The 19,082-nt window shown below is 61.1% G+C and carries 15 protein-coding genes; 3 read left to right on the forward strand and 12 right to left on the reverse strand.

Annotated features, from left to right (window positions below; all coding sequences use genetic code 11):
• Nucleotides 1–57: 57 nt before the first annotated feature.
• From OQ460_RS09330 to OQ460_RS09340, 3 genes are all read left to right on the forward strand, one after another.
• Nucleotides 58–2,415, forward strand: a complete 2,358-nt coding sequence (locus tag OQ460_RS09330; protein ID WP_410021514.1) for a DNA polymerase II — start codon at nucleotides 58–60, stop codon at nucleotides 2,413–2,415.
• Nucleotides 2,416–2,465: 50 nt separating this feature from the next.
• Entirely contained in the window at nucleotides 2,466–3,104 is a 639-nt protein-coding gene (locus OQ460_RS09335) for a glutathione S-transferase N-terminal domain-containing protein (protein ID WP_410021515.1), read from the forward strand.
• Between the two features lie 217 nt (nucleotides 3,105–3,321).
• Nucleotides 3,322–3,867, forward strand: coding sequence for a DUF4174 domain-containing protein (locus OQ460_RS09340; RefSeq protein WP_410021516.1), 546 nt, complete (start codon nucleotides 3,322–3,324; stop codon nucleotides 3,865–3,867).
• Nucleotides 3,868–3,891: 24 nt separating this feature from the next.
• Here the strand turns inward: OQ460_RS09340 and OQ460_RS09345 are convergent, their stop codons facing one another.
• The 12 genes from OQ460_RS09345 to OQ460_RS09400 all read right to left on the reverse strand — a co-directional run bounded on the left by OQ460_RS09345 (nucleotide 3,892) and on the right by OQ460_RS09400 (nucleotide 19,080).
• Nucleotides 3,892–5,298 carry a lipid II flippase MurJ gene (locus OQ460_RS09345; RefSeq protein WP_410021517.1) on the reverse strand — a complete coding sequence of 469 codons (1,407 nt, stop codon included), beginning with the start codon at nucleotides 5,296–5,298 and terminating at the stop codon, nucleotides 3,892–3,894.
• Nucleotides 5,298–6,119 (reverse strand): acyltransferase, encoded by an 822-nt coding sequence (locus OQ460_RS09350; RefSeq protein WP_410021518.1) that lies wholly within the window; start codon nucleotides 6,117–6,119, stop codon nucleotides 5,298–5,300. The genes OQ460_RS09345 and OQ460_RS09350 overlap by 1 nt, the downstream gene beginning before the upstream one ends.
• Nucleotides 6,116–7,519, reverse strand: a complete 1,404-nt coding sequence (locus OQ460_RS09355; RefSeq protein ID WP_410021519.1) for an O-antigen ligase family protein — start codon at nucleotides 7,517–7,519, stop codon at nucleotides 6,116–6,118. Before OQ460_RS09355 ends, OQ460_RS09350 begins: the two co-directional genes overlap by 4 nt.
• Nucleotides 7,519–8,622, reverse strand: coding sequence for a glycosyltransferase family 4 protein (locus OQ460_RS09360; protein WP_410021520.1), 1,104 nt, complete (start codon nucleotides 8,620–8,622; stop codon nucleotides 7,519–7,521). Before OQ460_RS09360 ends, OQ460_RS09355 begins: the two co-directional genes overlap by 1 nt.
• Nucleotides 8,613–9,827 carry a glycosyltransferase family 4 protein gene (locus OQ460_RS09365; protein WP_410021521.1) on the reverse strand — a complete coding sequence of 405 codons (1,215 nt, stop codon included), beginning with the start codon at nucleotides 9,825–9,827 and terminating at the stop codon, nucleotides 8,613–8,615. The genes OQ460_RS09360 and OQ460_RS09365 overlap by 10 nt, the downstream gene beginning before the upstream one ends.
• 25 nt (nucleotides 9,828–9,852) lie before the next feature.
• Nucleotides 9,853–11,193 carry a beta-xylosidase gene (locus tag OQ460_RS09370; RefSeq protein ID WP_410021522.1) on the reverse strand — a complete coding sequence of 447 codons (1,341 nt, stop codon included), beginning with the start codon at nucleotides 11,191–11,193 and terminating at the stop codon, nucleotides 9,853–9,855.
• Nucleotides 11,193–12,371 (reverse strand): glycosyltransferase, encoded by a 1,179-nt coding sequence (locus OQ460_RS09375; RefSeq protein ID WP_410021523.1) that lies wholly within the window; start codon nucleotides 12,369–12,371, stop codon nucleotides 11,193–11,195. The genes OQ460_RS09370 and OQ460_RS09375 overlap by 1 nt, the downstream gene beginning before the upstream one ends.
• Nucleotides 12,371–14,350 (reverse strand): GumC family protein, encoded by a 1,980-nt coding sequence (locus OQ460_RS09380; RefSeq protein WP_410021524.1) that lies wholly within the window; start codon nucleotides 14,348–14,350, stop codon nucleotides 12,371–12,373. Before OQ460_RS09380 ends, OQ460_RS09375 begins: the two co-directional genes overlap by 1 nt.
• 76 nt (nucleotides 14,351–14,426) lie before the next feature.
• On the reverse strand, nucleotides 14,427–15,248 hold the full coding sequence (locus tag OQ460_RS09385) for a polysaccharide biosynthesis/export family protein (RefSeq protein ID WP_410021525.1): 822 nt from the start codon (nucleotides 15,246–15,248) through the stop codon (nucleotides 14,427–14,429).
• 6 nt (nucleotides 15,249–15,254) lie between these two features.
• Nucleotides 15,255–16,166, reverse strand: a complete 912-nt coding sequence (locus tag OQ460_RS09390; RefSeq protein WP_410021526.1) for a glycosyltransferase family 2 protein — start codon at nucleotides 16,164–16,166, stop codon at nucleotides 15,255–15,257.
• A complete protein-coding gene (locus tag OQ460_RS09395) occupies nucleotides 16,166–17,641 on the reverse strand; it encodes a mannose-1-phosphate guanylyltransferase/mannose-6-phosphate isomerase (RefSeq protein WP_410021527.1) in 1,476 nt (491 codons plus the stop codon). The genes OQ460_RS09390 and OQ460_RS09395 overlap by 1 nt, the downstream gene beginning before the upstream one ends.
• Nucleotides 17,641–19,080 (reverse strand): undecaprenyl-phosphate glucose phosphotransferase, encoded by a 1,440-nt coding sequence (locus OQ460_RS09400; RefSeq protein ID WP_410021528.1) that lies wholly within the window; start codon nucleotides 19,078–19,080, stop codon nucleotides 17,641–17,643. The genes OQ460_RS09395 and OQ460_RS09400 overlap by 1 nt, the downstream gene beginning before the upstream one ends.
• Nucleotides 19,081–19,082 lie beyond the last annotated feature (2 nt).

Raw genomic sequence — 19,082 nt, forward strand, 5'->3', positions numbered from 1 at the left:
GGGCATGGCGAACGGAGTAGAATCGCGCCCTGAACGCGATTCCTGAGGTGCAGTACGGTGGATTTACAGCAGGGTTTTGTCCTGACCCGGCATTGGCGCGATACCCCGACGGGCACGGAGGTGAGTTTCTGGCTGGCCACCGACCGTGGTCCGAGGTTTATTCGCCTACCCGTGCAGACCTCGGTGATGTTTATCCCTGAGGCCCATCGCAAGCCGCTGGATTGGCTGCTCAAGGGCGAGCGCGACATCGAGTTGCGTGCGTTGCAATTGTGCGATTTCCATCACCGCCCGGTGCTGGGCCTGTATACCCGCCAGCACCGCCAGGCTATGGATGTGGAAAAGCGCCTGCGCGCCGCCGGTGTTGATGTCTACGAGGGTGACGTGCGCCCGCCCGAGCGCTACATGATGGAACGCTTCATCACCGCGCCCGTTTGGTTCGACGGTACACCCGACGCAACCGGCGCCTTGCTGGAGGCGCAGATGAAACCTGCGCCCGACTACCGCCCGCCGTTAAAACTGGTGTCCCTGGACATCGAGACTACCGCCCAGGGCGATCTCTACTCCATTGCCCTGCAAGGCTGCGGCGAGCGTCAGGTTTACATGCTCGGGCCGGCCAACAAAACCGACGCAGTGGACTTCAAACTCGACTACTGCGAAACCCGCGCCCAATTGCTCGAATGCCTCAACCAATGGCTCGCCCTTCACGACCCTGATGCAATCATCGGCTGGAATGTGGTGCAGTTCGACCTGCGCGTGCTCCACGAACATGCCCAGCGCCTCAACGTGCCGCTCATGCTTGGGCGTGGCACAGAGCCGATGGCCTGGCGCGAACATGGCAGCCGCAAACACTACTTCGCAGCCGCTGCCGGACGTCTGATCATCGACGGCATCGAAGCCCTGCGCTCTGCGACCTGGAGTTTCGAATCCTTCAGCCTGGAGAACGTCGCGCAGACTCTGCTGGGCGAAGGCAAGGACATCTCCACACCGTACCAACGCATGGATGAAATCAACCGCATGTTCGCCGAGGACAAGCCCGCCCTGGCGCGCTACAACCTCAAGGACTGCGAGTTGGTGACACGGATTTTCGAAAAGACCGAGTTGCTCAAGTTCCTTCTGGAGCGCGCCAGCGTCACCGGTTTGCCGGCGGATCGCAATGGCGGTTCGGTGGCGGCCTTCACCCACTTGTATATGCCATTGATGCACCGCCAGGGCTTCGTTGCGCCGAACCTGGGAGACAAGCCACCCCAGGCCAGCCCTGGTGGTTTTGTCATGGATTCGCGGCCCGGTCTGTATGAGTCGGTGCTGGTGCTCGATTACAAAAGTCTCTATCCATCCATTATCCGCAGTTTCCTGATTGACCCGGTGGGCCTGATCGAAGGGTTGCGTCACCCCGATAACAGCGAGTCGGTGGAAGGCTTTCGCGGTGCGCGTTTTTCCCGTACCCGGCATTGCCTGCCGTCTATCGTTGCGCGGATCTCCGAGGGGCGTGAAGTGGCCAAGCGCGAACATAACGCACCTTTGTCCCAGGCCCTGAAAATCATTATGAACGCCTTCTACGGCGTGCTTGGTTCCAGCGGTTGCCGGTTCTTCGATACCCGCCTGGCATCGTCGATCACCATGCGTGGTCACCAGATCATGCGCCAGACCCGCGAGTTGGTCGAAGCCCAGGGGTATGAAGTGATCTATGGCGACACCGATTCCACCTTCGTCTGGCTCGGCAGCGCGCATTCCCAAGAGCAGGCCGCGCGGATCGGCCAGAGCCTGGTACAACACGTCAACCAATGGTGGCGCGAGCACCTGCGCACGGCGTACGGTCTGCAAAGCGCGTTGGAGCTGCAGTACGAGACCCATTTCAGTCGCTTCCTGATGCCGACCATCCGTGGCGCGGAGGAGGGCAGCAAGAAGCGCTATGCGGGCCTGGTCGTCCGGGTGGATGGCCGTGAGGACATGGTCTACAAAGGCCTGGAAACCGTGCGCAGCGATTGGTCGCCGCTAGCCCGTCAGTTCCAGCAGGAGCTGTATCAGCGCATCTTCCGCCGCCAGCCGCATCAGGATTATGTGCGCGATTACGTGCGTCGTACCCTCGGCGGTGAACTCGATGACCTGCTGATCTACCGCAAACGCCTGCGCCGCCAGTTGAATGATTACGAGCGCAACGTCCCGCCTCATGTGCGCGCAGCGCGGCTGGCGGATGAGTACAACGTACGCCAGGGGCGTCCACGGCAGTACCAGAACGGTGGCTGGATTCACTATGTGATCACCGTCAACGGCCCTGAACCCCTGGAAGTGCGCCAGGCGCCGATTGACTACGACCATTACGTCAGCCGCCAGCTACAGCCGGTGGCCGATGCGATTCTGCCATTTGTGAACGACGATTTCGGCACCCTGGTCGGTGGGCAAATGGGCTTGTTTTAAGGGCCCCAAGACGCTTCACTCAGGTCCATGACTTCAAGGAGGAGCACCCCATGTATACGCTCTACGGCACCCGGAACTCTGGCGCATGCATCATCGAAATTGCCCTGCAACGCTGCGGCGTGCAGTGGCGCCAGATTGACGCCAGCCCCTGGGGAGACCCAGCCAGCATGGTGGCATTGGCGCAAATCAATCCCCTCAAGCAAATCCCGACGCTGCAATTGCCTGACGGCAGCGTGTTGACCGAAAGCGCGGCGATCCTGATTCATTTGGGGCTTCAGTTCCCCAAGTCCGACTTGCTGCCTGAATACCCGGCCCAAGTCATTCGCGGCCTGGTGTACATCGCGGCCAACTGTTATTCGGCGATCAGCATCATCGACTATCCACAACGCTGGCTCGACAGCGAGGATGAGCAGCTACAGGCGCGCCTGGCCAACGGTACCCGAAAACACTTGCACCGGGTTTGGCAGATGTTTGCCGATCAGTTTGCCGGGCAATTGTTGTCGCCACAGGCAGGGCCGAATGCCCTGGGCATCATGGCGGCGGCGGTATCCCGCTGGGATGGGGCGCGGGCCGTGCTGGAGCAAGCCCGACCGGAGTTTGCCCAAGCGCTGGCGCGAATTGATGCCGATCCGCAGGTGGCACCGGTATTCGCCTGGCACTGGCCGAACTGGCCGCAAGAGTCCGCCTGATCTATGCCAGCCTGTTCTCAATGTTGATGGGGCGTCTGTTTATCGCCGCTTGGGTTGCGGCAATCAAAAGAAACAATGAGCCTGTTATCACTCAAGCCCTTGCGTCTCGGGGCTCGTGGCCTAATCTTTCTGAAAGTCGTGTAGGAATCATCCTTGAATTTGATTGTCGCAGACATGAAACTCAAGAACCCTGCATGGAATTAAAAAGGAGGTACGCATGCTCATCCGGTCGCTGACCCTGGCTACCTTGATGGCGTTTACGGGGCCGTTGTTGGCTGCGGATAACCGTGGGCCACTGGAGCAAGATCAGGGCAAGTTCCGCCCGCTGATCGTCATTGCCCCCAGTTCCATCGACCCGACACAGGTCAAGCTCAAGCAAGACCTTGAAGAGGCTGCAAACAAGCAAAAATTCAACGAGCGCAACATGGTGCTCTATACCGTGAACTACACCAACATCGGCACCGTTGGACAGCGTGACGGCAAAGACCTCGGCGCCCAGGACACCAACGCGTTGATCCGTGCACTGAAACTGGGCGCCAGTGCCGGCACCAAAGTGATTCTGGTGGGCAAGGACGGCGAGAAGAAAGTCGAGAAAACCGTACCCCCCGATACCCTTGATCTTGCAGAGTTTTTCGCTGCCGTCGACAAGATGCCAATGGCTGAAAAAGAAGCCGGCGCGACTGTCGAGCCAGAGCCTGCTGCACCGGCGCCCGGCAAGGCAACTGCCAAAACCGGTAAGCAACCTCAACAATTGAACGATTGAGCCGATTGGCGCGAGGGGAGCACCTCACTGTTTCCACGGCTTGAGCCACGCTCCCAATCCCAACAGTACCAGCGCGCTCGCCAGAGTACTCAGCCCCAGTTGCCAGCCATCGTTGTGCAGTGGATGCAGGACCAGGGCCGCTCCTCCAAGCAGCAACACACTCAAACCCCACTGCAGGAGCCAACTCAGTTGGCCGAGCAGTTGCTGGCGTTGCATCAGCAGCACATTGGTGACAACCACTCCCCCCAATGCAGCCAACGCAATCCCCGGCAGACCGAACCCATACCCCAGCAATACCAGTAACCCTGCATTGACCACGCTCCCCAGCAGTTCGCACCTGAGCGGCAGGCGGGTATCGCCGCCGGCGTACGCGTAGCGGGCGAGCATGGCATTCCAGGCGCCGAACACCAACGGCGTGGCAAACCAGGCGAGCAGGGCAGGCAGTGGACCGTCGGCGCTTTGCCCGGGCATCAGCAGATGGATCAGCACTGGGCTGGCCCCGACCAGTCCGAGGGCCGCGGGCAGGCTCAGCAGCGTCGCCGCGTCCATGCCACGGCGCAGCAGGGCCAGGCGTTGTTGGCCGTGTTCTGCGCTCATCATGCCCAGCAGCACCTGGTTGAGGCTCATCAGTGCAATCAGCGGCAGATTGATCAGCTTGCGTGCCAGGTTGACCCAGGTGACGGCCCCTTCGCCCAGGTAGCTGGCGATCAGTCGTTCGAGCAACGCCAGACCCTGGCTGGCGGCGTTGCTGGCGAGCAACGGACCGATTCGCCCCAGCAACTCGCGCCCGGCCTGGGCATCACCCTTGATTTGCCATGGCCGCCAGCCGAATGCCCAGACCGGTGCCAGCAAAGGCAGGCACATCAGCAGGCTGCCGGCAAAAAAACTCATCGCCAGTTCAGTGTTGTCGCTGGAGGCGCCTCGGATAAACAGGTACAGCACCGGTGGCAAGTTGAACAGCAACGAACCCAGCCCCGGCAGCACAAAGCGCTGGCGCGCCTGCAGGGGAATACTCAACAAGCCATGCATTACCAGCCCTGGCGCGCAGGCCGCCAGCCAGCGCAGGTTGGCAGCCGCCTGGTCCTGGGCGGCGGGGTCCAGCCCGGGGCCGATCAGGCGTACCCACAGCGGTGCGCCTAACGCCAACAAGGCAAACAGCGCGAGGCCCACGCCCAGCAGGCGCGGCGACAGGCTGGCCAACCACGCTTGCTGGCGCTGTGAATCGCGTTGTTGGTACAGGGGCAGGGCGGCGGCGGCGAGCAAGCCTGCGGCCAGGGTCATGCGCAGCGCCTCGGGCAAAAACACCGCCACCAGAAAACTGTCGCTACGGCTACCTGCCCCCCAGGCTGCCACCAGCAGCCATTCGCGGGCAAAACCTGCCACCAGCCCGGCGAGTGTCGCCAGGGTCAGCCACAGGGTGCTGCCAAACATTAATGGAACAGGGTGAACAGGCCCTTGCCACCCACCTTATAGTTCAGATCGTGGGCGCGCTCGCCCATGACTTTGGCGCCGGTGCCGCCAATGATTTTGTAAGGTGCCACTGTTTTACCGACCACGGTGTTGGCAGTCACCACCGAGCCATAGCCCAGGCGGGTGCCAAAGCCGATCAACGCGCGGCTGCCGATCCACACGTAATCGTCGATGTAGATCGCTGCGGAAATCGACCAGAATTCCGGCGCCTGCAAATCGTGGCTGCCGGCGATGATCAGCACATGAGAGGCAATCGCCACGTGGTTGCCGATCACCAGTCCGGCGCGTGCGTCGACCTGGCAATGCCAGCCGATCACCGTATCGTCACCGATGACCAGATTGTGGATACCCAGCACTTCGGTATTACGCCACAAGCTGCTGCCCTTGCCGATTTTCGCGCCTCCCAAACGCAGCCACGCCACGCGTACATGGTGGCTGGGGATCTTATTGATCAGGATGTTGTAGGCCATGTCCCAGGCACTTTGCCAGCGATCCTTGAGGGTTTCCCAGTTTTTGCCGTAGCGGGGCAGGAGCCTGGCGGGAATGTCCTGTTTCATGCGACGGAACAAACGGCGCGCCACCGGCTGCGAAAGGGTCGGTTCCAGATCGATGGAGCTCATCCAGAAGCGTTTGTTTTCGCCTTCGCCCTCTTCGAAAATCACATCATGGGCCAGGCACCAGTCCAGGGCTTCCTGCAACTCTTCCAGGCTCACACCTATTTCACTGGCCAAGGCCGGCAGTCTGTCGCGCAGATCAGGGGAATGCAGCGTGCGGTGTTTCATGGTTGGTTATCCTTCGGCACGGAAACAGCAACAGGCGCGGTAATGGTCGGGTTCCGGCGAACCTGTTGCAGGCTGATGCCCATCAACAGCCAGAACAAGGCAATCAACACAAAGGTAAAACTGAAGTAGTGGTCGAAAATCCCGGTCAGCAGCGCCGCCATCACGCCACACACACAGCCCAGCCACAGGGCGTTATCAGCGGTGACTTCGCGCACCTGGCCCAGCGGCCGGACTTCACGCCACCACAACACGGTGACCGTTATAAACAGCAGCATCCCCGGGATGCCGACCTTGTAGATGAAGTTCAGCCACAGGTTGGAAATCCCCAGCAGACCGCTGCCAGGCACCGGTGGGTCGACCTTGAAGCCGATCCCCAATGGATAACGCGCCATGACTTCAGGAAAGCGCGCGTACTCCTCGAAACGGATTTCAGTACTCGCGTTGGTCGCCGAGAACATAGTCATCAAACGGTCCTGCAGCGGCGGATAGAACATCACCAGGGCCACGGCGAACGCGGCACCGATGCCAATGATTCGCCCACTGTTGGGCACGCGCTTGTAGGCCAGCCAGATCAGCACCAGCGCCAGGGCAACGATTGCCCCGCGAGAGATACTCAACAGCAGGCCCGCACAACCCAGCACCGCCACCGCCAGGCCCAAGGCTCGGCGCCAACCGGTACGGGTCCAGCCATAAAACAGCGCCAACGGGATAAACAGCACCAGTACACCACCGGTCAGGTTCGGGTGGACCCAGGGCGAGGCCATGCGCTTGTAGTTGGCGGAGAAGATGTCTTTTACTGCTTCTGGGTGGGCGTATTTGAGGTCGGTGAGGATATCGATCATCGACATCGCGTTGCGTGTCTTGAGAAACATGAAGATCGACAACAGCAGCATTGCCAGGTTGCCCAGCAGCAGGGCAATCACCACTTTGTCGCGGTCGGCCTCAGTGCGCAGCAGCAGCGGCACCATAAACAGCAGCGACAGGTTCATCAGCCAGCGCACCCAGTTCACCGGTCCGTTGCCTTCGGCCTGAATGACGATCATGCCCCAGATAAAGGGAATCGTACTGAACAGCATCAGCCACATCAGCGCCCGCTCGGTCGGGCGCCATAGCAAGAAACCGCGGGTCTTGCCAATAAACGACTGCCAGAATACCCCGACCCAGGTCAGTCCCAATACCGCCTCGCTGACGGTGGTACGGATCCCCAGTTGCAGGGTGGTGTAAGGAATACTGGTGGCCAGGACGGCGAAAATCAGCAAGCCCCACAGCGGTTTGCGGACCAAGGTTAGGGCCACGCCAACACCGGCCACGACCATCAGGACCTTCATCGGCGGTAATGCCAGCAGCAAAACACCGAACACCAGGCCCAGGAGCAGACTAACGAGTTTTCCTGGCAGCATCAGCGATTCAATTCCTTGAGCAAAGTATCCAGGCGCAGGCGATAGGCCGGCTCGGCGAATCGTCGGGCCCATGCACGTTGTGGTTCAGGATCAACCTTGATCCCAGGCGCTGCCAGCGACGCCATGACCTTTTGCAGTTGCTCCGCGTCATGGGGATCAAAGCGCGCGGCCATGGGCGGTGCGATTTCATCCAGCGCCGACCCGCGTGCGACCGCCACTGGCGTACCGGCACTCAGGGCTTCTACCACCGGCAGGCCAAACCCCTCGGCATAAGAGGGTTGCCACAAACACGCCGTGTGATGATAGAGCGCGTGCAGTTGACCATCCGACAAACCGTTGCACCAATGTAGCCCGGCCAGCTCGCCCAGCGGTGCGGGCACGTCACTGGCGTGGCCTACCAGCACCAGGTCTGGCACGTTGGGGTTGTTGGCGCGGCTGGCCTGCCATTGCCGGAGAAAAAACTCGATGTTCTTGCGCGGCTCGCGAGTGCCCACTACCAGCCAGTAACGCGACGGCACGCCTTCGGGCAGTGCTTGTGGCGCCTCGCTGAACGCCGGTACCAGATTGTGCAGCACCCGGAGCTTGGCCCGCGCCCACGGAAAAAGCCGCGTCGCTTCATCGCAGGAAAACTGCGACGGGCACCACACGCGGTCGGCCCGCCATACGGACCAGGCAATCGAAGCCCCGTCGATCAAGCGATAGGCCATGGCCTTGAGCCTGGAGCGATGGAAGTTCCGATGGGTCAGTTGAAACAGATCGTGCAGCACCAGCACGTAACGGGTTCCGGCGGGTTTATGGCCCAGGGGCAGGCCCATGTTCGCGGTTGCGATGTACAGGTCGATACGCTCCTCGCGGATCGCCCGGGGCAAGAATCCACGTTCGAAACGCAGTCGCACCTGGGGGCGCTGCAAGCCTTCCAGCGGGCTGGCCCATGCCGGGCAAACCGCAGTTTCGCGCTGCGGATGATCCAGTGGCGCCTCGCTGAACAGCAACACTTGGGTGTCGTCGAGGGTGCGCAGGGCTTGCTCCAGGGCCTTGACCTGGCGGGCGATACCCGACGACGGCGCCACGGTAGCGGGGCGATAATCCAGGGCTACGCGCATATTTGAGGCTCCTGATGGGTGGGCAAGGCGCGGTAGATCTGCTCCAGTTCGTTACCGGCCACCGCCCAGTCGTGATAGTTGCGCACATAGTCACGTGCGGCATCGGCCAGTTGACGTGCCATCACCGGTTGCCCCAGCAGGAGGACAACGGCCTCGGCCAGGGCCTCAGTACTTTCGCCCGGCAAATAGTGTTTTTGTGTCTGTACGGCGAGCCCGGACACACCTTGGGCGGTGCTCACCAGTGGCAGCCCGGCGGCCATCGCCTCCAGCACCTTGAGCTTGGAGCCGCCACCATGGCGCAACGCGGCGACAAACCCCGCGCAGCGACGTTGCAGGGCGGTCAGGTCTGGCACAAAACCCAGCCATTCGATGCGCGCGTCCGGCCAGCGACTGCGCCAGTGCTCGGGCAAACCGTATCCGGCGATGGCCAGGCGGGCGCCAGGTTTTTGCAACCAGACCCTGGGGAAAATCTCGTCGAGCATCCACTCCACTGCGTCCAGGTTCGGCGCGTATTCGTAGTTGCCGACAAAGAGCAGGCGCTGGCTGCCTGGGTCGGCGTTGACGTCGCCAAAGGCCCGACTGTCGACGCCATTGACCACGACGCTGACCGGCGTCGTGGTGATGGTATGCATGGCTTGTGCATCCGCCTGGGTAACGGCGATGACATGGTTGGCGGCCTCGAACGCCTTGCGTTCCCACAGCCGGCAGCGCCATTGATCGTACTGCACAAACAGACCGGCCCATCGTGGGAAACGGTCATAGGTGGCGCCGCCCAGGCTGGATTCCAGATTGTGTTCGGTGAGCACGAAATCCCGGTGCTGTTGCCGCAGGGTTTGCAGGAACGGTTGCAGGCTGTAGCTATGCTCCACTTGAATCACATCCCAGGTCTGGCTCAACAGTTCGGCAAAGCGCAGTTGCAAGGGCGTCGACAGACCGTTGACCGTGGTCAGCAGCGGCCAGGGTGCGAACAGGCCTGCGAGCAAGGTCATAGGGTGTTTGAGCGGGCGACGTGGTACCACGATCAGCCGCTCCAGCAGGGGCTCGAGGGCAGCATGCACCGACGCGTCAGCCGCGGTTTTCGATTGCACCAGCAGCGTGATGTGATGCCCGCGCTCACTCAAGGTCCTCAGCAAATGATACTGCCGGGTCTTGCCGCCGCTGGTCATGGGCCACGGCAGATAAGGCACAATCCACAGGATTCTCACGTGCAACTCTCCATGCCTGGGCGTGCTACCACACCAGTATCTGCAAACTCGGTTTCACCACGGGGCGAATACCGTTGTAGTTGTCCAGGGATTGCCGGGCGCCGGCCAACGGGTCGAGCAATTCGGCGTTTTTTACCTCGGGCAAATGGACGCTTGTGCCTTTGGCGCTCCAGTACATCAACAGCCGTTTACCGTCGGTGCGGGTCCAGGCAACGCTGTAGAAGGTGGCGGGAACCTCCTCCAGCCTCGGCGTAGCGCCGGGCTTGAGGGTGGGGCCGGTGATCTGCAGGAAGCGGGCGAGGGCGGTGTATACCGGTTTCGCTTCGCCGTTGAGATCCAGCAAACCGTAGTGCTGGTCGCGGGCAGAGGCGCGTTCGTCGAGATCGGAAAGGGCGAACAGGAAAATCTTCTGGTAATCCTGGGAAGCCATCAGGGCCAGGCGGCGCAGGGTGTAGTCGGCCTGGCCGTGTGTGCCGATCAGATCTTGCATCTCCTTGGGGCCGGCGTAGCTGGACCAGCCCCACTCGGTCGCCCATACGTTCTTGACACCGGCGTTATGCAACGTGGCGTTGAGCTGATCACCGCGCAGCAGCACTTCGTTCTTGCCTGGTTCGTCGGTTTCCGGGGTCATCGAGTAGGGATGATAGGCCGCGACCATGCCCAACGTCTGGACACCCAGCGCGCCGAGGGCTTCAAACATCAGGGTCTTGCCCCGGGGCGGCATCTGGCTGTAGTACGCCATGCCACCCATGACCTGCAGCTTGCCCGGAGCGGCGATATTCAAGGCCTGGTGACTGGCCAGCAACAACTGTCCGTACTCCTTGGCATTGACCGCAGGGCGCCAGTTGTTGGGCAGGTTCTGTTCGTTCCACACTTGCCAGGCGTCGATATTCGGATAGCGCTTGGCAAGCAGCGCCAGGCGCAGGGCGTAGCTCCTGGCGTCCCGTGGGCGGTACTGATCCTGGAACGGCACGCCCTTGGGCGCTGTCGTGATAAAGGGCGCGGAACCGACCAGGTAGAACACCGAACGAATGTTTTCGGCAGTGAGGGTCCGGTCCAGTTCATCGAAGGTGCTCAGTTGGTAATCCTGCTCCTTGGGCTCGAGGCGATCCCAATGCAGGTCGACACGCACCCAATCCAACCCGAGCTTTTGATACTGCTTGATCTGCTTGCGGTATTGCTCGGGCTTGAACCACAGAAAGTGCGCGTTCACTCCCAGGAAGTCACGCCACACAACCGTACGCGCGGGTGCCAGGTTCACAGGCTCCGCGTCGACCTTTTCGCTCAGCAGCAGGGCGCCGCAGACGGCCAGCGCCGCCACCAAAGGCGCGTAGCGCAACATCGGGCGAGTCGGTGAAATGATCATTACAAAGGCTCCTTGCAGACGTCCCGGAACAATTCGGCGAAACGTTGCGCTGTGTTGTCCCACTGGCGTTGCCGGCCGATCTCGGCGGCGTGCCCGGCCCACTGCCGGGCCTGTTGTGGATCGAGCATCAAGCGGTTCAAGGCCTCGCTCAATGAGTCGATATCGCCCTGCTGATAGGTGACGCCATTGCCGGCGGCCACCTCCTCGGCAAATGCGCGGGCGTTGGAGGTGATCACCCCGCGCCCACACGCATTGGCCCAGGACAGCGCACCACTGGTACCGCGCATCTGGCCGAGGAAACCGAGTTTTTTCGATTCACGGTAGGGCAAGACCATCACGTGGTGCGCCTGGATGGTGTGAGGGATGTCGTTGGAAGGCAGGTTCAGTTGCCAGTCCACGATGTCGCTCAGTTGCAGGGTGTGGATTTGCCGGCGCAGGCCATCGAGGTAGTTATCGGCCGGGTCGAAGGTCATTTCCGGCGCAGTGCCGCCGGCCAGTGTCAGGCGTACCTGGGCACGACATTGCGGGTGGGCGGCCAGGGAGCGGGCCAGTGCCTGGAGCAAATCCTCAATACCCTTGCCGCGGTAGATAAAACCGAAGTACAGCAGGCGCAACGGCGCCAGCGGCGGCAAGGCCTGCGCAGCAATGGGCAGGTTGCCGTGGGCGATCACTGCCACTTGCTCGGGCCGCAGGTTCATGCGCTGGCGCAGGCAATCGCCGCCCAGGCGGGTAAGGGTGATCAGGCGGCGCATACCTTTGGCCAGGCGTCGTTCTTCATGCAGGGTCAACGGATCCGCCAGCAATGCCGCAGCCTGGGGTAGGGGGTGGGGCAGGCGCTCCAGCAGGGTCAGCGGGAAAAACAGCTTGGTACGTCGCCAGATCAGGCGCTCCGGATCATGTACGGTGGCCGTCAACGGCAACTGCGGTTGGGCCTGGCGCAAGTATTCCAGGGCCTGGAACTCGCCGAAGCGACCGCCGCCCAGTTCAGCGTGCACCAGGTCGACGCTGCGCCAGTCAAAAGCATGCAAGCGTCGTAGCTGCTCGGCCAGGTCCTGGCACCCTTGTAACGGAGTGACCACCTCAAGACCCAGTGCGCGCAACGCATTGCACAGGTGCGCTGCGTAGTCGGCGATACCGGTCTGCTCCGGTGGCAACGGTGCCAGCAACGCAATGCGCATCAGGCCGCCCCGCGCCAGCTACTGAGTCGGGCCAAGACCTTGGCCGGCACTTCAAAGCGGCGACGGTTGAGGATCACGCCGTCCACCTTGCCAAACGCCGTGTTCAGCAGCGACAAGGCATTTTCGATGGTCGGCACGGTGCTGGTACGGGCTTCGATCACCAGCACAATCTGCTCGGCCCGGCGCAGCATCAAGAATGCCTGCGAGTTGGAGGACAGGGCAGAAGCGTCCAGCAGCAACACTTCACCCGCCTTCGGCGCTTCGGCACCATTGACCGAGACGCGATGGCCGCGCTCCTCCAGGAGTCGCTTGAGCTGCTCGACGATAAAGCTCACGCCTTCGCCGTGACGCGCCGAGATAAGGCCCAGGGCAAATCCCTCGCTGGCGATGCGATCAAGGGGCAGCAAGCTGTACAGGCGATAAATACTCGCGGTGACGGCAGCCGGCGTGGCGTCTTGCACGTCCGGGATGCTGCTCCACAGTGGCACCTGGAACATCTCCTGCAACCGCGTACCATCGTGGATGCGTTGGTCCAGCAGGTACAGCACGTAAATGGTCAGCAAGCCTACGGCCAGGCCGGCAGGCAGGGTGAACAGTAAAATCAGCAGGCTCTTGGGAAATACTCGCGCCGGGTTCAGGGTGGCGTGTTCGATCAGGGCAATGTTGCTGATCTGGCTGCTGTCCAGCTCGTGGTCGATACGTGCCTGTTCGAGGTTTTGCGAGTACAGCGCATAGCTTTTTTCGGCGGTGCGCAGTTGCTGGGTCAGGCGGTTCAGCTCGGGTTCCTCGGTCATGACCCGGTCACGCTCGGTGCGCAGGGTATCGAGAACCTTGTCGTAGTTTTCGATTTCCCCGATCAGTTTGCGCTCTTGCAACTGGGCGTCGATCACTTGCTGCTTGACGTTGAGCACCAGGCTGTTGGGCGCAGTGTTTTGCGAACGTTCAAGGCGTGTGGCTTCCTGTGCGCTGAGGGCTTGCAGGTCACGAATATTCTGTTCGATCTGGTTGACCTGCGGCGTACCCGGCAAGTAAGTGCGCAGCAGGCGTGCGCGCTCGACTTGCAGCGTATTGAGCTGGCGCTTGAGATCCAGTTGCGTCGGGTTGAGGCTGGTTTCCCGGGCAGTCACCACTTCGGCGGGCTGATTTTTGATCTGCTGGCTGGCGTTGACCAGAAAGCTACGGATCCCCGACACCTGGTTTTGCGCAGAAACCTTGGCGTCGGTGACGCGGTCGATCTGGCTGGTCAGGTTTTTCAGGCGCGCTTCGACGCTGATGGAGTCGATCTGCTTCAAGCGGCCTTGCAGTTGCTCTTTAAGGCCCTGGATGGTGCTGGCCACCTTGGCCCCTTCGGTTTCATAGAAGGTATGCAGGCTCTTGCGCCCGAGAATCCGCGCACGTTCTTCCAGGTAGGCATCGACCCAGGTCTCGACAACTTTTTGTGCGATCACCGGGTCGTCCCAGGTGAAAGAAATCTCGATCACCGAAGAGCCGGGTTCATGGCCGGCTTCGAAGTTCTTTTCCAGCTTGGTTGCCAGGCGCTCCAACGGGCTTTGCTTCTCGGCCAGACCGACAAATTGCAGTACGCTGCGCACCAGGTCGAGCACTTCGCCAATGGCTTTTTTAATGTAGAACTTGGTGACTTTCCAGAACCCCTGTGGCGGTTCGGAAGCCATGGCCAGGTAACGCTCGGCAACGATGTGCACGATCGGCCGGCCGGTGAGCATTTTTTCCTCGTCGACGATCGGATCGTGCTGGGTGCTCGGCGCAATCAGGGTCTGGCGATTGGTAGCCTCGATGGGCAATGTGGTGTTGTCGCGTCCTGGCTTGACCAGCAAGCGTGCGTCTGACTCATAGCGCGCCGGCAACAGGAAGGCACCCAGCACGGCGACCACAATGGTGGTGATCACGGCCAGTTTGAACTCGCGGCGGAAGATGAAGAACAACCGCAGCAGGTCGCGTAGAGAGCGGATTTCGATCACAGGATCACTCCATTGAATATGTGGTTTAAGCCAGACGGGAACGGTTGGTTCGAGTGACAAGAATCCCGCTGCATAATCATTGGCCTGCGTTGACGGGTGGGTAGTTGTGAATGGTGTTGCCGCTGTTCTTCACACCACTGTCGTTGAGGTCATAGTTCAAGCCCACACCGATGCCCTTGTTGATCGGAAACAGCCGCGTGAAATACAAATCCACCGCTTCCACCGTGGCACCGATCGTCGATTGCGGCACATAGATCAAATCCCCGCGCTGCAACGCCACACGAGGGTGGTTGGGGTTGGTCAACATGCTTTCCAGGTTGACGAAGTACATCTTGTACTTGCCATCGGCGCCGGTACGCAGCAACGCAATGTTGGAGCTGTCGGCGGTCGGCAATACCCCGCCGGAACTGAGCAATGCCTGCTCCACACTGACCGAGCCCGCCAGATCGAAAAACGCCGGGTTCGGCACTGCGCCACCGATGAACACTTTGTTGCTCGGCGCGCTGGCGATGTTCACCGTCACCGCAGGTTCGCGGTAGATGCGCTTGTACTTGTCGGTGATTTCCTTGCCCAGGTCTTCCGGTGTGCGCAGCGCGGCCTTGATGCGCCCGATATTGGGCATCGAGATCACGCCGTCGGGCCGTACCGGAAACACCGTCATGTCATCGGCTGCGGCGGGCTCCTGGGCATCACGCACGATGCGCAGCAGATCACCGCTCTGAATCAATACCTGCGGCGGCGGCAGGTCGGCCAGGGTCAGCGCTGCCTGGTGGCCGGCCTTGAGCGTATCGTTATCAGGAAGCGGCACCCGCGCAGGGGTCGAACAGCCGGCCAGCCAGATTGAGGCGCTCAAGAGGCCGAGCAGGGTAAGACGGTAACGTCGGTTGGGAGTCTTCATGACAGCTCAAGTCCAGTAAGTGGAAAACATGCCCAGGCGCTGCTTGAGCGAGTTGGGCAAGTAGCGTTCAAGGTGGCCGAGGCGATAGCCCAGCAATTTAAAGGCACTGCGCACCACAACTTCAGGTGCTCGGTGCAGGGCGTGGGCCTGGCGCAACGCGCGCAGTTCGGCCAGTACATAACGTTTACCTTCACCGCCGATGTCGCCAAACGCATGGCGGATCCACGTCTCGCGGCCGTAGAACACACCGATGTCGAAGTAGCGATGAAACTCTTCCATCAGGCGGTAATCGTGGGAGTGATAGACTTGGGCGCTGGCGGCATAGCGCACCGTGAGGCCCGCCAGCAACATGCGCGCAGCCACGTAGGCGTCCTCGCTGCCGATCACGTCGACAGGGAAACCACCCACGGCTTGCAGGGCCGTGCGTCGGTACACGGAAAACGAGTCAGAGCTGAAGCAGGTCTTGATCCCCAGCACTGGCGCATCGGCCAGGCGCTTGGTGCAACTCTGGGGCGGATAATTGAAGTGCCGCGATTGCGCGCCGAGTACGCCAGCGCCGGGGTGCGGCAATTGCCGGCCGTAGGCCACGCCATTGAGTGGATCGAGTTGCAATTCGTTGATCAGGTTGGCGAAAGTATCGGGTGTTGCGGGAATCGCGTCCTGTGTCATCACGATCAAGGCGTCGCCGCCGACCAGCTCGCTGGCCAGGCGCCGGGTGCCGCCGTGGTTGAAGCCCTTGGCTGCGATCACATGCACTCGCGCGCCAAACTCGCGAAAGCGCGCCACGGTGTCATCGCTCGACGCGCTGTCGATGACCAGTATTTCGTTCGGCTGCAAGGTCTGCATGCGCAATGCCGGCAGCAGTCGATCCAGGTGGCTGGCCGCATTGCGGGTGGGGATGATCAGCGAGGTGTGCATCAGCTTTTCGGCTCGCTTGGCTCTGCGTTCGTCGGCCCACGACCGTAGATGTCGTCAAACCGCACGATGTCGTCCTCGCCCAGGTACTCGCCGCTCTGCACTTCGATCATCACCAGTTCGATGATGCCGGGGTTGGTCAGGCGATGTTTGTGGCCGGCGGGAATGTAGGTGGACTCGTTCATGTTAAGCAGGATTTCCCGGTCGCCATTGGTGATCAGCGCCGCACCGCTGACCACGACCCAGTGTTCGCTGCGGTGATGGTGCATCTGCAGGGACAGCGAGGCGTTGGGCTTGACCACGATGCGCTTGATCTTGAACCGGGTGCTTTCCTCCAGCACGGTGTAGGTGCCCCAGGGACGCGTAACGGTGCGGTGCAGGCTGAACGCCGGATGGTTCTGGCGCTTGAGTTCGGCGACGATGTGCCGCACATCCTGGCTGCGGTTGGCGTCGGCAATCAGGATCGCATCGGGGGTGTCGACAATGATCAGGTTGCTGACCCCCACCGCGCCCAGAACACGCTTGGGCGAGTCGATATAACAGTTGTGGACGTCGTGCAGGATCGCCTCGCCGTTTATCTGGTTACCCTTGTCGTCACTGGGAGTGAGCTGGCGCAGGGCTTCCCAGGAGCCGATATCGCTCCAGCCGATGTCACAGGGCACGACGGCGACCTGGGCGGACTTTTCCATCAGCGCCACGTCAATGGAGATATCCGGCGCGGTGCCGAAACCTTTGGCGCTCAGCTCCCGCTGACGGCAGTTGGTGTTTTTCAGGGTCTGGCTGTGTTCAAGGGCCGCAACGGCGGCTTCCAGCACGGCGGGAGCGTGGCCGGCCAGTTCTTGCAGCAGGGTGTCGGCCTTGAAGCAGAACATCCCGGCATTCCACAGGTGCCTGCCGCCATCCAGATACCCTTGGGCGGTGGCCAGGTCAGGTTTTTCGACGAAGCGTTTTACCTGGAAACCCTGGGGCAGGGCGTCACCTTGTTCGATGTAGCCAAAGCCGGTCTCGGGCCTGTCGGGCTGGATCCCGAAGGTCACGAGATAGCCACGCCCGGCAAGATCACGGGCCTGTGCCACGGCTTGTGCAAATGCTTGCTCATCCACAATCAGGTGGTCGGCGGGCATCACCAGCAACAGCGCGTCGCCACCGAAATGCTCTTGCACATGCAGGGCCGCGACCGCGATGGCGGCAGCGGTGTTGCGCCCGAACGGTTCCAGCAACAGATCCAGCGCCAGTTGCGTGGTATTGACCCCGCGGTAGTCATCCAGGGTGCGAAACAGCAGGTCGCGGTTGGTCACCGTCAACACGCTCTGCACCCCTGGCAGACTGGCTGCGCGCAGAAAGGTCTTCTGCAGCAAGCTCTGGTCATCACGCATGCGCATGAAAGGCTTGGGCATGTTTTGTCGGGACACTGGCCACAGCCGCGTGCCCGACCCCCCGGAAATGATGCACGGAATCAATCCGCTGAGGGTATTCATCAGTAAGCTTCCTTGGTGGACAGGACGGCCGGGATCGTCATGAAAACGATGTAGAGGTCCAGCCACACCGACCATTTGGCGATGTATTCGAGGTCGTATTCGACCCGTTTCTGGATTTTGAACAAGGTGTCGGTTTCGCCGCGGTAACCATTGATCTGCGCCCAGCCGGTGATACCTGGCTTGACCCGGTGCCGCGAACTGTATTCGCTGACCGCTTCCTCGAACGGAATCCCGGCGGCTTTGGTCGCTGTGGCGTGGGGCCGCGGGCCAACAATCGACATATTGCCCAGCAACACATTGAACAGTTGCGGCAGTTCATCAATGCTGGTCTTGCGAATGAACCGGCCAACACGGGTGATGCGCGGGTCCAGGCGCGTGGTCTGGCGTTCGGCATCAAGATCGGTCTGCTCGACGTACATCGAGCGGAACTTGAACACCCGGATCAGGTTGTCGTTGTAGCCAAAGCGCTTCTGGCGAAACAGCACCGGGCCCTTGGAGTCGAGCTTGATGGCCAGGGCGGTCACCAGCATGATCGGTGACAGCAACAGCAGGGCCGTGCCCGCCAGCAGCAGGTCTTCACAGCGCTTGATAAATGGCGACCAGCCCCGCAGCGGCAGCTGCGAGGTATTGAACATCAGGATGCCGCCGACGTCGGTGATACGGTTGTGGCCATAGCGCAAAGCGGCCATGTCCGGCACCAGCATCACGTTGACCGACAGCTGGCGCAGGCGCTTGACCAGCCCGTTGATGCGCTGTTCGGCGGCCCAGGGCAGGGTGATCATGACTTGGTTGACCTGCTCGCTACGGATCAGGTTTTCCAGTTCACGAGTATTGCCCAGCAGAGGCAGGCTGCTCAGCTCATTGGGGATACGTGCGGTACGGTCGTCAATAAAACCGATCAGCCCGGAGCGGATATCACTGTTGCGCGACAGGTGTTCGGCCACGTGTATCGCGGTGTCGGTAAAACCGAGGATGACTGTGCGCTGGAGGAATTTTCCGTTCTTCATCAAGTGGCCATACAGGCGCAGCATCAGTATCCGCTCGACGCCAAACAGCGCCAGGCTTACGCAAAACCAGAACAACAGGTTGCGCGGGCTCAACTGTGGAAACAGCTGCAGGATCTGGTACATGAACAACAAGATGCAAAACGCCGAGACCCAGGCCACCAGCATCACGCGAAAGCGCAAGCGATTGCTGAACAGGTCGTCGGAGTAAACTTCCAGAGCCTGGAACAAAATAACCGTCAGGAACGCAAAAAACAGCAGCAGGCCAAGGTAATGGCCACGCATCTCCTGGGCGACCGGGTCGGGATAAAACAACAGGATCGTTGCCGGCAAGACAGCCGTCAGGCCGTGCAGCAATTTGACGAACATGACAAAAAACTCGACAAAACCAGTGCGAGTCAGAAACAGGCTATCGACTGACGACTTCCCACGCATAA

It is taken from the genome of Pseudomonas imrae (assembly GCF_046352735.2).
Classification (GTDB): Bacteria; Pseudomonadota; Gammaproteobacteria; order Pseudomonadales; family Pseudomonadaceae; genus Aquipseudomonas; species Aquipseudomonas imrae.

Bases quoted from the DNA above. Each gene is read 5' to 3' on its own strand.
- OQ460_RS09350 (WP_410021518.1), bottom strand. From the start codon at position 6,119: ATGAAACACCGCACGCTGCATTCCCCTGATCTGCGCGACAGACTGCCG.
- OQ460_RS09390 (WP_410021526.1), bottom strand. From the start codon at position 16,166: ATGCACACCTCGCTGATCATCCCCACCCGCAATGCGGCCAGCCACCTG.
- OQ460_RS09395 (WP_410021527.1), bottom strand. From the start codon at position 17,641: ATGAATACCCTCAGCGGATTGATTCCGTGCATCATTTCCGGGGGGTCG.
- OQ460_RS09335 (WP_410021515.1), top strand. From the start codon at position 2,466: ATGTATACGCTCTACGGCACCCGGAACTCTGGCGCATGCATCATCGAA.
- OQ460_RS09345 (WP_410021517.1), bottom strand. From the start codon at position 5,298: ATGTTTGGCAGCACCCTGTGGCTGACCCTGGCGACACTCGCCGGGCTG.
- OQ460_RS09375 (WP_410021523.1), bottom strand. From the start codon at position 12,371: ATGCGCATTGCGTTGCTGGCACCGTTGCCACCGGAGCAGACCGGTATC.
- OQ460_RS09400 (WP_410021528.1), bottom strand. From the start codon at position 19,080: ATGCGTGGGAAGTCGTCAGTCGATAGCCTGTTTCTGACTCGCACTGGT.
- OQ460_RS09360 (WP_410021520.1), bottom strand. From the start codon at position 8,622: ATGCGCGTAGCCCTGGATTATCGCCCCGCTACCGTGGCGCCGTCGTCG.
- OQ460_RS09370 (WP_410021522.1), bottom strand. From the start codon at position 11,193: ATGATCATTTCACCGACTCGCCCGATGTTGCGCTACGCGCCTTTGGTG.
- OQ460_RS09340 (WP_410021516.1), top strand. From the start codon at position 3,322: ATGCTCATCCGGTCGCTGACCCTGGCTACCTTGATGGCGTTTACGGGG.
- OQ460_RS09385 (WP_410021525.1), bottom strand. From the start codon at position 15,248: ATGAAGACTCCCAACCGACGTTACCGTCTTACCCTGCTCGGCCTCTTG.
- OQ460_RS09355 (WP_410021519.1), bottom strand. From the start codon at position 7,519: ATGCTGCCAGGAAAACTCGTTAGTCTGCTCCTGGGCCTGGTGTTCGGT.